Raw genomic sequence first — 13421 nt, 5'->3', positions numbered from 1 at the left:
GAGGGGAATCTCGATCGCCAACGAAGCACGACCCTGCCTCCCCGTGCCGTCAGCGCACGGAGCTGGTCCCGCATTGACGCTCGTACGCCAGGGTGCCAGCCTCGGGTCGTGTCCTCGGGCCGCTCGCCCTCGCCGGCGCTGTCGTCCGCCCGGCCCGCCCCGAACCGATACGGAGACCGCATGCCTTTTGACCCCGCACGCCGCCGCTGCGCCGTGGTGGGACTGGGTGCCCGGGCCCGGATGTTCACCGCGGCGCTCGCCGGTCCCTACGCGGACCGGATCGACCTGGTGGGCTTCTGCGATGTCAATCCCCACCGCATGGCCGTGCACAACGAGTGGATCGGCGCCTCGGTACCCGCCTACGGCGCTGAGGACTTCGCCGAGATGCTGCGCCGCGAACGCGTCGATCTCGTCGTCGTCTGCAGCGTGGACCGGACCCACGACCACTACATCGTCGAGGCCTTGGAGGCCGGCTGCGACGTGGTCACCGAGAAGCCGATGACGACGGACGCCGACCGCGCCCGGCGCATCCTCGACGCACAGCGCCGCACCGGCCGTCAGGTGCGGGTCGCCTTCAACTACCGCTACAACCCGGTGCACGCCGCCGTCCGGGAGACCCTCGCGGCCGGGGAGATCGGCGAGATCGGCTCCGTGCACTTCGAATGGCTGCTCGACCTGCGGCACGGCGCAGACTACTTCCGGCGCTGGCACCGTGAGAAGGCCAACTCCGGTGGTCTGATGGTGCACAAGGCCAGCCACCACTTCGACCTGGTCAACTGGTGGCTGGGCACCGAGCCCGAGACGGTGTACGCACACGGCGGGCTGTTCTTCTACGGCGACGAGGCGGGTACGCGGCGCGGCCTGGCCCGTGATTACGCGAGGGCGCACGGCTCACCGGCGGCGGCGGACGATCCCTTCGCGGTACGGATGGCCGACTCGCCGCTGCTCTCCGCGCTGTATCTGGACGCGGAGGCCGCAGACGGCTACCACCGGGATCAGAACGTCTTCGGGCCCGGGGTGACGATCGAGGACGACATGGCGGTGCTGGTCCGCTACGCGACCGGCGCCACCCTGACCTACCACCTCACCGCCTATGCCCCGTGGGAGGGGTACCGGATCGCCTTCAACGGCAGCGAAGGCCGCCTCGAGCTGCTGGTGGAGGAGTCCACCTGGACCCGGCCCCGGGCTGGGGTCCAGGGCGGGAGTGCCGTGCTGCACGGGGAGTCGGCCGGCGACACGGCGGGACGCACGGAGCTGATGCTGCGCCGGTTCTGGCAGCCGCCGCGTGAACTGAAGGTCCGGACCGAGGGGGGCGGCCACGGCGGCGGGGACGTCCGCATGCTCGAGGATCTCTTCGGCGTACCCGTGGCCGACCCGCTGGGCCGGGCGGCGGACGCGGTCGACGGGGCACGCTCACTGGTGACGGGTCTCGCCGCGAACCGGTCCTTCGAGTCGGGGGGCCCGGTGCACACCCGGGACCTGCTCGACGTGTGAGGGGGGCTCCGGAGAGTACGACGACCCTGCCGATGCGTCAGGGAAGGGCCTGCTCCGCCCAGATGACCTTTCCGTCGGTCGTGTGGCGCGCGCCCCAGCCCTGGCACGTCTGGGCCACGAGGAGCAGGCCGCGGCCGCCCTCGTCGTAGGTGCGGGCCCGCCGCATGTGCGGGGCGGTGGTGCTGCCGTCCGACACCTCACAGATGAGGGAACGGTCGTAGATCAGCCTCAGCTCGATGGGGGGTTCGGCGTGCCGGATGGCGTTGGTGACGAGCTCGCTGACCACCAGCTCCGTGACGAACGCGAAGTCGTCGAGGCCCCATTCGGCCAGCTGCCGGCAGGCGTTCTTGCGTGCCACGGCGACCGCGGAGGTGTCGGGGGGTACGTCCCAGGCGGCGACGCGGGAGGCGTCCAGTGCGCGGGTGCGGGCCACGAGGAGGGCCACGTCGTCGGCCGGACGTTCCGGAAGCAGGGCCCGCAGCACCTCGTCGCAGGTGCCCTCGAGTGAGGCGTCGGAGGTCCGCAGTGTACTCAGCAGGGTGTCCAGGCCGTCGTCGATGTCACGGGACCCGGCCTCCACGAGTCCGTCGGTGTACAGCGCGAGCATGCTGCCTTCGGGCAGTTCGCGTTCGACTGCCTCGAAGGGCAGACCGCCGAGCCCCAAGGGGAGTCCGGCCGGTATCTCGAGGAACTCCGCCCGCCCGTCCGGTGTCAGCAGCACCGGGACGGGATGCCCCGCGCGTGCCAGCGAGCAGCGGCGGGAGACCGGGTCGTACACGGCGTACAGGCAGGTGGCCCCGATGTCGCCGGTACCGTCGGCGTCCGCGGCCAGGTGGCTGACCAGGTCGTCCAGGTGGGTGAGCAGCTCGTCGGGAGGGAGGTCGACGTCGGCGAGGGTTCTGACGGCGGTCCGCAGCCGCCCCATGGTGGCGGAGGCCTGGATGCCGTGGCCGACGACGTCACCGACGACCAGGGCGACGCGGGCGCCGGACAGCGGGATGACGTCGAACCAGTCCCCGCCCACCCCGGCCCGGGCGCTGGCGGGCAGGTAGCGGGAGGCGACGTCGAGGGCGGACTGTTCGGGCAGCCGCTGCGGCAGGAGACTGCTCTGCAGCGTCAGGGAGGTGGCCCGCTCCCGCGTGAACCGGCGGGCGTTGTCGATGCAGAGGCCGGCCCTGTCGGTGATCTCCTGGCCCAGCAGCAGGTCGTCCTGTTCGAAGGCTTCCGGATTGCGGTGCCGGGAGAAGGTGGCCACCCCCAGGGTAAGGCCGCGTGCGCGCATGGGCACGGCCAGCACGGAGTGGAAGCCGAACCGGCGCATCCGTTCCCCGCGCTCGGGGGTCTGGCGCAGTACGTGCTCCATGGCCTCGGGGGTGACCTGCTGGATCAGCGGCCGCCCGGCAGCCAGGCACTCGGCCGCCGCCGACCTTTCCGGGTAGACGGCCACCGTCCCGTTGGGGACCACGGCCTCGGGACAGCCGTCGAGCACCGACTGGTGGGCGACGCGGCGCAGCCGTACGGGTCCCCGGGGGGAACCGGTGGGCGGGTCGTCGCCGTCGTCGATGGACGGAAGCAGGTCGACCGTGACGAAGTCGGCGAGCCGCGGTACGGCGACGTCGGCGAGCTCCTGCGCCGTGCGGACCAGGTCGAGCGTGCTGCCGATGCGCAGGCTCGCCTCGTTCACCAAGGCCAGCCGCTGCCGGGCCTGGTGCTGTTCGGTCATGTCGTGCGCCGAGAGCAGCACCCCCTGTGCCCGGCCGTCGCCCGCGCGGACCGGGGCGAGGGAGATGGTCCACACGCTCGGGCGTTCATGGCCGGCGAGCTGGAGGGAGACCTGGAGGTCCTGTCGCTCACCGGTGTCCAGCGCTCGCCGCATGGCCTGCTCGGTGAGGTCGGCCTGCGGGTGGTGCACGATCTCCGAGACACGCAGCCCGCGCATCGCCTCCTCGGGCAGGCCGATCACCCGTTCCATGTCGGCGTTGGCCCTGACCAGCCGCAGGCCGGTGTCGTACAGCGCCGTCGTGCAGGTGGACTGGGTGAAGCTCCTCCTGAGGAACGCGTCGTCGTCCGGGCTCACCTCACGGCGGCTGACCGCCGTGAGCAGCAGCCATTCGCTGTGACCGCCGTCGTTGCGCCGGAGGTGGGCCAGGAGGTTCACGGTCAGGGGGTGTCCCTCGCGGTGCAGGAGCGCCGCGGCGCCGTTCCACCTGGGGAGGGTGAGCAGGGAGCTCAGGAGACCGGGCGGGGGCTCGTCGACGAGCAGCGCGGACCCGGGCCGGCCGATCACTTCCGAGGCCTGATAGCCGAGCAGTCTGCGTGCTCCTTCGTTCCATCCCGTGACGACGCCGCGCTCGTCCACGACGGCCTTGGCGGTGAGGGTCTCGTCGGCGGAGCCCTCAGGCGGTGGCCCGCTGCCCTCGCCCGGGACAGACGCAGATCTCGCCATGGAGCCTCAACCCGCCTCACCCTCTAGGCACCCTTACTACGTGATTCTGATATGCCCCAAGAATGACAGATATCTCCTCAGCCAGGTTGAATGGCCTGTGAGCTGGTGAGCGGCGTGTGCATCACCACCGACCGGGCGCGGAGGTCGTGACCATGTCTGTCGACGGCGAGCTGATCTGGCCGGACGCGGCCGAGTGGACCGGGAAGATCCACAGCGAGGGCTGGCGCGCCGCCGAGGGCGGCATCCTCCGGGTCGTCGAACCGGCGAGCGGGGAGCCCCTGGCGGACGTGGGCCTGGCCTCTGCGGCGGACGTCGAACGGGCGGCCGCCCGGGCCGCCCGGGCCGCGCCGGAGTGGGCGGCGACCACCGTGTCCGACCGGGTCGATGTGCTGATGCGGGCGGATCGTGCCCTGCGGGAGCGCAGCGGAGCGGTCCGTGAGTGGATCGTCCGGGAGACGGGGGGCGTCCCGGCCAAGGGCGATTACGAGATCGCGGCCGGCCTCGCTCAGCTGCGGAACGCGGTCGGACTCGCGTCCCAGCCTCCGGGTGAGGTCCTCGTTCCGCAGGTTCCCGGCGGGACGAGCCTGGCCTGGCGGGTGCCGCTGGGGGTCGTGGGGGTCATCACCCCGTGGAACGCGCCGCTGCTGTTCGCGATGCGGGCACTGGCGCCGGCGCTGGTCCTGGGCAACACCGCGCTGCTCAAGCCCGACCCCCTCACCCCGGTCTCGGGCGGTGTCCTGGTCGCGCAGCTGTTCGCCGAGGCCGGGCTGCCCGAGGGTGTGCTGCACGTCCTGCCGGGCGATGCCACGACCGGGCGTGCGGTCGCCGCCGATCCCCATGTCGCGATGATCTCCTTCACCGGCTCGACCGGGGCGGGGCGGGAGGTGGCCCGGATCGCCGGCGAGGGACTGAAGCGCGTGTCCCTGGAGCTGGGCGGCAAGAACTCGATCGTCGTCCTGGAGGACGCGGACGTGGAGGCGGCCGCAGTGGCCGGGGCCATGAGTTCGTTCGGCTACCAGGGCCAGGCCTGTGTCGCGGCCGGACGTCACGTCGTCCACGCGGACGTCGTCGAGGCGTACACCGAGGCGCTGGTCCGGCACGCGAAGGCGATGCCGGTGGGAGATCCGCGCGACGAGGGCGTGGCGCTCGGCCCGGTCATCAGCGAACGGCAGGCGGCCCGGATCGCACGGATCGTGGACCGGAGTGTGGACGCCGGAGCACGCGTGCTGACCGGAGGCACCCGCGAAGGGCTTTTCTACCCGCCCACCGTGCTGGACCGCGTCGAGAGGTCCATGCCGGCCTTCCACGAGGAGATCTTCGGGCCGGTCGCGCCCGTCATCCCGTTCCGCCACGAGAACGAGGCCGTGGAGATCGCCAACGACACGGCGTACGGTTTGGCCGCCGCCGTTCACTCCCGGTCCGTTCCGCGGGCGACGGCCCTGGCTCAGCGGTTGCGCACGGGCATGATCCACATCAACGACGTGTCCGCCAAGGACGCCGCGAACGCGCCTTTCGGCGGCATGGGGATCTCGGGCAACACCTCCCGCATCGGCGGCACGGCCAGCCTGGAAGCGTTCACGCAGTGGCGCTGGATGACGGCACCCGGCCCGTCCTGACCCGTCCCGGGGGCAGAGCGAAACATTTCGCCATGGGAATCGAATGCTGCGAGATGTCTTGACGACCCGTCAGGTCCTGCTCATATCATCCAGAACGTTCGACAGGACAGCTGGCGTTCGGCATACAGAACAGACAGTCCACCGCCCTTTCATGGCAGCCCCCACTCCCGAGGCGGATCTCGAATGACATGGACCGGTCACATCCTCAGTCGCCGTGCGGCCCTGGCCACGACCGGCGGTCTGGCCGCCGGCGCCCTGCTGCCTCACGGCACGGCGGGAGCAGCCGCGGCCGGACCGGCCGCGACCTACACGAACCCCGTGATCTGGCAGGACTTCGCGGACGTCGACATCATCCGCGTCGACAACACCTACTACTGCTCCGCCTCGACGATGCACTACTCGCCGGGCGCCCCCGTCCTGCGTTCGTACGACCTGGTGAACTGGGAGATCGCCGGCCACGCGGTGCCCGTCCTCGACTTCGGCGCCAAGTACGACCTGAACGGCGGACGCGGCTACGTCAGGGGAATCTGGGCCTCGTCCCTGGCGTACCGCCCCGCCGACCGGACGTTCTACTGGCTCGGCCAGATCGATTTCGCCCGGACCCACGTGTACACGGCCCGCTCCGTCGAGGGACCCTGGAGCAGGCACGCGACGCTTCCTCAGGTGTACTACGACGCGGGCCTGCTGGTGGACGACGACAACACCCTGTACGTGGCGTACGGCAACGGCACGATCAGCGTGGCCCAGCTGTCCGCGGACGGCCGCAGCCAGGTGCGGGCCCAGCAGGTGTTCAGCACCCCGTCGAGCATCGGCACCCTGGAGGGGTCCCGCTTCTACAAGATCAACGGGAACTACTACATCTTCCTGACCCGCCCGGCCAACGGCCAGTACATCCTGCGGTCCACCAGTGGCCCCTTCGGCCCCTACACCCTGCGGCAGGTCCTGCTCGACCTGCCCGGGCCGATCTCCGGCGGCGGCGTTCCGCACCAGGGCGGGCTGGTGCGGACCCAGAACGGTGCCTGGTACTACATGGCGTTCGTCGACGCCTACCCCGGCGGGCGTATGCCCGCCCTGGCGCCCGTCACCTGGACCTCGGACGGCTGGCCGGTCGTCCAGCTCGTGAACGGCGCGTGGGGCAGGTCGTATCCCACCCCGGTCGTACCGCCGCCACCCCGGCAGGTCACTCCCCTGACCGGTGCCGACACGTTCGACGGCACGGTCCTCAAGCCCAGGTGGGAGTGGAACCACAACCCGGACAACGGCCGTTGGTCGGTGAACAACGGCCTGACCCTGCGCACCGCCACGGTCACCAACGACCTCTACTGGGCGCGCAACACCCTCACCCACCGCATCCAGGGCCCCACCTCCACGGCGACGGTCCAGCTCGACCACTCCGCGATGCGGGACGGCGACCGGGCCGGGCTCGCGCTGCTGCGCAACTCCTCCGCCTGGATCGGCCTGAAGCGGGACGGCGGTGCGACGCGGGTGGTCATGGTCGACGGCCTGACGATGGACGGCAACTGGAACACCACCGGCACCGGGACCGAGCGGGCGAGTGCAAGCGTGCCGGGCGGTCGCCTCTGGCTGCGGGCGAACGCCGACATCCGCCCCGGAGCGTCCCGGCCCGGCACCTTCTCGTACAGCACCGACGGCGTCACCTTCACCCGCCTGGGCCCCGCCTTCGCCATGGGCAACGACTGGCGGTTCTTCATGGGCTACCGGTTCGCCCTCTTCAACCACGCCACGCAGGCGCTGGGCGGCTCGGTCCGCGTGACGCGGTTCGACCTGTCCACCCCCTGAACGGCCCAGCCTCCCCTGCCGTTGCACCGCTCAGTCTCACCGGCAGGCCCCACGGGGAGGCAGGGACGCGGCGCCTGGTGCGGGGAGCAGGAGGCGCCGCGTCCGAGCCATTCAGCGGCCCGCGGACGCAGGCATCACGACCCGCCGCGCCGGGTGTCCCTCACGAGCCGCCAGTCCTGCGAACCGTCCGAGGCGGCGCTCTGGAGGGTCAGCGGTCCACCCGCGGTCGCGCCGGTGAGATACAGACCGGTGTTCTTGACCGACTGGAGCTTGTAGGAACCGTCGGCGTTCTCGACGAGGTTCCAGCTGCCCGTGGGGCTGTCGTCGACCCACTGGCCGATCCGCTGGCCGGCCGTGGCGCTGCCCGTCCAGATGGCCGCCGCGCGCCCGCCCGACTTGTTGAGCAGCGTCGTGCCGCCCTTCGGCTCGGTCACCACGTGCCAGTACTGGGTGTCGGGGTTCGCCGCGGCGCCGGCGTCCTCCAGGACCACGTCGGGAACGTTTCCGTTGCCGATGTTCGCGTCGTTGGTCCTGTTGCCGGTGCCGATCACCTGGCCGGTCTTGCGGTTCACCAGCCGGTAGTAGGCGCCGTCCGAGTCGCCGAGGTCGACCTCGGCGTAGGCGATCTGGGACGTGCCCTGGTTGTTGAGGATCGCGACGCGGCCGGTGCCCTCGACGTACTGGAGGTTGCGGCTGTAGCCGGGCTGCGAGGTCGTCTGGTACTCCGTCCACACGCCGTCGCTGCGTCCGCTCTCGTTGACCCAGACGTTGCCGCTGTTCGCCGCGTTGTAGACCAGGCGCCCGTCGGGCAGCCGGATGAGGACCGGGCTGCCGCCGCCGGAGAGCGGACGGGAACCGGCGGTGACGGGCAGTGAGCCGACGGACATGCCGGTCTGGGAGCCGCGGAAGAACTTCAGCGGGTCGTCGGCGATCACGTACCGGGTGTTGGCCCCGCCGCCCCAGTACTCGAACGTCAGCATCCACTTGCCGTCGGTGGTGCGGACGACGTTGGTCATGCCGGGCCGGCCGCCGCCGATCTCCGTCTTGCCGCCTCCCATGTCCTGGACCGATCCGGCGAGGTCGAGGACGGCGTCGCTCCACTGCGTGGCGCTGCCGTCCCACGTGCGGTGCGCGAGGATCTGGCCGTGCGAGTCGGTGGCGGTGCCGTTCGCGGGGTCGGGCTTCGGAGCGCCGGTCCTGGCGTCGAAGCCGAGGTAGTCGTTCTCGTCGGAGTAGTAGCAGACCAGCTTGCCCTTGTAGACCATCAGGTACGGCTCCCAGAGGGGATCGACCTGCTTGGTCTTGTTCGCGTCGGCGACGTTCCGGCCGATGGCACCCGCGCTGCCGCCCTGCCAGCCGCCCGTCGCGACGATGTTGAGGACCTTCCAGGTCTTGCCCTCGTCGGTGCTGGAGTACAGGGCGATCGCCAGGTCACTGCGGTCGCCGTCGTTGCTCGGCGTCCAGCCGGGGTCGGCCGCCTTGTGCTCCTTGTAGTAGGCGTCGTCGCCGGACACGACACTCGCCAGGAGCAGGGTGCCCGCCTTGAGCTTTCCTACGTTCTGCGGAAGCACGTAGAGGTACGGGTTCGTCCAGTTGCTGGTGTACTTGGCGTACTTGGGGTCCTTCGAGAGGTACGCGGGTGCCTTGACCTCGGACAGCGGCTGCCAGCTCGTACCGTGGTCGTCGCTCTTGTAGACGGGCAGGGTCTGGCCGTCGGCGCTTCCCGACGCGGGTACGACGGTGGACTTCTCGAACGAGGCGACCAGGCGCCCGCCGGGCAGCTGTGCCGTCTTCGGGTAGACGGCACAGTTGCCCCGGCCCTTCAGGCACGGCTCGCTGCCGAGCTGGTAGAGGATCCCGCCCGTCGGGTTGTACGCCTGCGCGCTTGCGGCGGGTATCGCCAGCAGCGCGGAGGCCGCGGCGAAGGTTCCCAGGGCTCTGACCGTCCTGGTGGTTCTGGTGGTCCCTTTCGGGGACGGCCAGGGTGCGGCTCGGTTCATCGGTGGTGTGCCTCCTCTATTCGGATGCTGCGACGAAGACGCGCACGTCCCACGCGCCGAGTGAGACGGACGTGCCGGCCTGGAGCGCACCGCCGTCCAGGACGTCGGTCAGCTCCACAGGTGCTTCGACCCGGGCGGGCTCGAAGCTCCAGTTGTGGACGACGTGGACACGGCGGCCGTCGGCGGCCGTGCCGGTGGTGACGGTGACGGACGGGGGGAGGTCGCGCCAGCCGCTGCGGGGCTCCGGCGCGAGCCAGGTGGCGAGCGCCCGGGCGAGGCCACGGCCGGGCACGGTGCCGACCTGGGTGACGCGGCCGGCGCCGTGGCGGCGGGTGGTGAGTGCGGGCCAGCGTCCGAAGTGCGGGTGGTCGTACTCGCCGAGGACGTCGGCGTCGGTGACGGTCAGGCCGTCCACCCAGTGGGTCGCCGTCGCCTCCTCCGGCACCTCCAGGGGGCTGCCGGCCGCCGCTCGCACCGGGAGGGCACCGGTGAGGTTGCTGAACTCGTCGTACGACACCCCCGCCGCCTCGGTGAGACGTCCGGGTGCCGCCTCGTGCCGGGCCCGGGCCTCGTGGTCGGCGTAGCCGGTGCGGGGGCCGAGGACCAGGTGGCCGCCCGCGTGGGCGTAGGCGGCGAGCCAGTCGAGCAGCTCGTCGTGGGCGATGTAGAGCGCCGGGACGACCAGGACCGGGTGGCGGTGCACGGCCTCCTCGGGGGTCAGGCCCGCGTTCTCACCGCGGGGGTCGTGCAGTTGGCGGGCGTGGACGATGCGGACCTGGCGGTCGGCCTCGAAGGCGCCGCGGTAGAAGGGGTCGAGGATGCGGTGGTAGGCGGCCGGGTCCGGTTCGCCGGCGGCGTTCGCCAGCGGCGGGTACTTCTGCATCAGCCACTTGCTGGGCGTGGAGTAGACGACCGTGATGTCGGCGTCCGGTTCGAGGTCGGCGACGAGCGCGCCCGCCCGGTCGAACTCGGCGCCCAGCCGGGCGATCTCGGCGTACGTCCGGCCGGGCTGCCCGGTGTGCGGCAGGACTCCGCCCCAGTACGTCTCGGCGCCGAAGCGCAGCGTCTGCCACTGCCAGTACTCGATCATCCGCGCACCGCGCGCCACGTGCGCCCAGGCGGTCTGGCGCCACTGTCCGTCGTAGCCGGGCCGGTTGTCCCAGCAGAAGCCGATGGAGTTGGCATTGGTCTCGGTGACAAGGAAGGGCTCCTGGCGGGAGGAGAACATCCAGTCCGCGGTCTGGTACATCGACCAGACGCCGGTGGTCTTCCAGACCTGCTCGTGCTCGTCGGGCGTGGGGTCGGGCAGCAGCAGGCCGTCCTGCATGTCGTAGTACGGGTTGCCGGAGGCGATGTCGAGCCGGGCGGACAGCTCGTCGTCCGCGACGCCCTGCCGGGTGTAGGAGATGCAGGTCGTGACGAACTGGCCGGGGAGGGCGTACTCACGGACGATGTCCGCCTGCCAGCCGATGAACTCGGTGACCTGGCGGGCCTGGAACTCCCGCCAGGCGACGTCGTACTGGGGCTGTTCGTTGCCGTCCGGGGTCCACAGGTCGGCCCAGGTGGACAGCCGGTGCGACCAGTAGACCAGGCCCCACTCGCGGTTGAGGGTCTCGACGTCCCCGTACTTCTCCCGCAGGTGGTCCGTGAAGCGCTGGAAGACGCCGCGGTTGTGGAAGAGGTGCAGACCCGGCTCGTTGTCCACCTGCCAGCCGATGACCGCCGGATGGTCCGCGTACCGGGCGACGATTCTGCGGATGACCCGCTCGGCGAAGAAGCGGAAGGCCGGGTGGGTGAAGTCGACCTCCTGGCGGGCTCCCCAGCCGATGCGCTCACCGGTGCGCCGCTCCCCCGTGATCTCGGGGTACTGGCGTGCCAGCCACGGCGGCACCGCGTACGTCGGTGTGCCGAGGATGACGGAGATGCCGCGCTCGTGGGCACCGTCGAGAACCGGCTGCAGCCAGTCGAGGTCGAAGCGGCCGTTCTCGGGCTCCCAGGTCGACCAGACCGACTCCCCCACCCGGATCACGGTGAAATGCGCCTCGGCCATGAGGTCGAGATCGGTCTTCAGCCGTTCGTCGGGCCGTAGGCCGGCGTCGTACGTGGGGGTGTACTCGTGGTAGTACGCGGCACCGAACAGAACGCGGGCGGGCAGATCCGCCATGGGAGGAACCTCCGTGAACGAGGAAGGGGAACGAGGGCTGCGCGCGCCCTACTGCTTGACGCTGCCGGCGGCCAGACCGCTCTGCCAGTAGCGCTGGAGCAGCAGGAAGGCCGCGACGAGCGGCACGATCGAGATCAGGGAACCGGTCACGACGAGGGGGAGCATGTCGCTGCTGGCGCCCGCGCCACCGTTCTGTGCCTGCTCCGCCCAGGAGGACAGACCGACCGTGATGGGGTACAGGTCCGGGTCGTTGAGCATGATCAGCGGCAGGAAGTAGTTGTTCCAGGTCGCCACGAGGGTGAAGAGCAGGACGGTCACCAGGCCGGGGGCCAGCAGGCGCAGCGCGATCCCGAAGAAGATCCGCGCCTCGCCGGCCCCGTCGATGCGGGCCGCTTCCAGGAGGCTGTCCGGGACGGCGTCGGCGGCGTAGACGCGCATCAGGTACAGGCCGAACGGGTTGACGAGGGAGGGCAGGATGACGGCCCACGGGGTGTTGACCAGGCCGACGCCTGCGAACAGCAGATAGGTCGGGATCGCCAGGGCCGTGGCCGGGACCATGATGGCGCCGAGGACCAGGTTGAAGGCCAGGCGGTCCCCGCGGAAGCGGAACTTGGCGAACCCGTACCCGGCGGCGGCCGCCAGCAGCGCCGCCCCGGCCGCGCTGACCCCCGCGTACACGACGGTGTTGAGCAGCCAGTGCGCGAAGACACCGCCGTCCTGGGCGAAAGTGGCCCGGATGTTGGTCAGCAACTGCGGGGCGTGCGAGAACCACAGGCCGAAGCTGTCGAACAGGTCCTGGGTGTTCTTGGTGGAGGCGACGAGCAGCCAGAGCAGCGGCAGCAGGAAGTAGGCGAGCGCCGCCAGCATCGCGATGGTCAGCGGGGTGCTGCGGCGGGGCCGGTTCCGGCGACGCGCCGGCGGCGCCGGGGTGTGCTTCCGCTCGGTTGGGCGAGCGGCGGTGGTGCCCGCGGGAGTGGTCATGGTCACGGGGTCCTCCTGCGGTTCGCCGTGAGCAGGACGCCGTAGGAGGCGATGACGATGACCAGGCCGAGGAGGAAGGAGACCGTGGCCGCGTAGTTGACCTGCTGGCCGGTGAAGGCGAGGGAGTAGGCGTAGAGGTTGGCGGTGTAGGAGCTGCTGATGACGTCGGGCGCGATCTTCATCAGCAGGTTCGGCTCGTTGAAGAGCTGGAAGCTGCCGATCACGGAGAACAGCAGGGTCAGCAGCAGGGCGGGCTTCAGCGCGGGGAGCTTGATCGACCTCGCGATGCGCCAGGGGCCGGCCCCGTCCATCGCGGCCGCCTCGTACAGCTCGTGCGGGATGGTCCGCAGGGCCGCGTACAGGATGATCATGTTGTAGCCGACGAACTCCCAGGTGACGACGTTGGCGAGGCTGCCGAGCATCCACCCGTCGCTGAGGAAGTCCGGTGCCGGGATGCCGAGTTCGCGGCTCAGTTGCGCGAACGGGCCGAAGTCCGGCCCGTACAGGTAGCCCCACATGAGGGCCGCGACCACGCTCGGGACGGCGTACGGCACGAAGATGCCCAGCCGGATCACACGCGCCAGCCGCAGCAGTCCGCTGTCCAGGGCGAGGGCGAACACCAGCGCGAGGGCCAGCATCAGCGGGACCTGGATGAGGAAGAACAGGGCCACGCGGCCGACACCGCTCAGGAGCTGAGGGTCGGTCAGGGCGGTGACGTAGTTGTCCAGACCGACGAACACCGTGCCGCCGACGAGGCGTTCCTGGAAGAGACTCAGGTAGGCGGCGTAGCCGAGCGGGGTGAGGAAGAGCAGCAGGAAGAGGATGAGGAACGGGGCGACGAACAGGGGGCCTGCGACGCGGCGGCGACGCGGGCCGGCTCCCTTCGGCCTGGAGACGGGGGGTGCGGTGGCGGCGGTCAT

The 13421-nt window shown here is 70.9% G+C and carries 8 protein-coding genes; 3 read left to right on the top strand and 5 right to left on the bottom strand.

Annotation, left to right across the window (positions count from 1 at the left end; translation table 11 throughout):
• Positions 1-180: 180 nt before the first annotated feature.
• On the top strand, positions 181-1494 hold the full coding sequence (locus AB0F04_RS20500; protein ID WP_362043378.1) for a Gfo/Idh/MocA family oxidoreductase: 1314 nt from the start codon (positions 181-183) through the stop codon (positions 1492-1494).
• Between the two features lie 37 nt (positions 1495-1531).
• Here AB0F04_RS20500 and AB0F04_RS20495 read toward each other — a convergent pair whose 3' ends face one another.
• Complete coding sequence (locus tag AB0F04_RS20495; protein WP_362043377.1) at positions 1532-3940, bottom strand: SpoIIE family protein phosphatase; 2409 nt, start codon at positions 3938-3940, stop codon at positions 1532-1534.
• Between the two features lie 152 nt (positions 3941-4092).
• Between AB0F04_RS20495 and AB0F04_RS20490 the strand changes: the two genes are divergently transcribed.
• Together AB0F04_RS20490 and AB0F04_RS20485 are read left to right on the top strand one after the other, a co-directional pair.
• A complete protein-coding gene (locus AB0F04_RS20490) occupies positions 4093-5556 on the top strand; it encodes an aldehyde dehydrogenase family protein (RefSeq protein WP_362043376.1) in 1464 nt (487 codons plus the stop codon).
• Positions 5557-5739: 183 nt separating this feature from the next.
• On the top strand, positions 5740-7356 hold the full coding sequence (locus AB0F04_RS20485; RefSeq protein WP_362043375.1) for a glycoside hydrolase 43 family protein: 1617 nt from the start codon (positions 5740-5742) through the stop codon (positions 7354-7356).
• 134 nt (positions 7357-7490) lie between these two features.
• On the opposite strand, the gene AB0F04_RS20480 is transcribed toward AB0F04_RS20485, so the two are convergent.
• Genes AB0F04_RS20480 through AB0F04_RS20465 form a run of 4 tightly spaced genes read right to left on the bottom strand, consistent with a single transcriptional unit; the run spans position 7491 to position 13421 of the window.
• Entirely contained in the window at positions 7491-9356 is a 1866-nt protein-coding gene (locus AB0F04_RS20480) for an RICIN domain-containing protein (RefSeq protein ID WP_362043374.1), read from the bottom strand.
• A gap of 16 nt (positions 9357-9372) precedes the next feature.
• Entirely contained in the window at positions 9373-11520 is a 2148-nt protein-coding gene (locus AB0F04_RS20475; RefSeq protein ID WP_362043373.1) for a beta-galactosidase, read from the bottom strand.
• Between the two features lie 48 nt (positions 11521-11568).
• Positions 11569-12507, bottom strand: coding sequence for a carbohydrate ABC transporter permease (locus AB0F04_RS20470; RefSeq protein WP_362043372.1), 939 nt, complete (start codon positions 12505-12507; stop codon positions 11569-11571).
• The gene (locus AB0F04_RS20465; protein ID WP_362043371.1) at positions 12504-13421 is read right to left on the bottom strand and encodes a sugar ABC transporter permease; all 918 of its coding nucleotides are present in this window, start codon (positions 13419-13421) and stop codon (positions 12504-12506) included. Before AB0F04_RS20465 ends, AB0F04_RS20470 begins: the two co-directional genes overlap by 4 nt.

Origin of the sequence: Streptomyces sp. NPDC029041 (genome assembly GCF_040637515.1) — a bacterium.
Lineage (GTDB): Bacteria > Actinomycetota > Actinomycetes > Streptomycetales > Streptomycetaceae > Streptomyces.
This window is presented reverse-complemented; position numbering and strand designations above follow the sequence as displayed.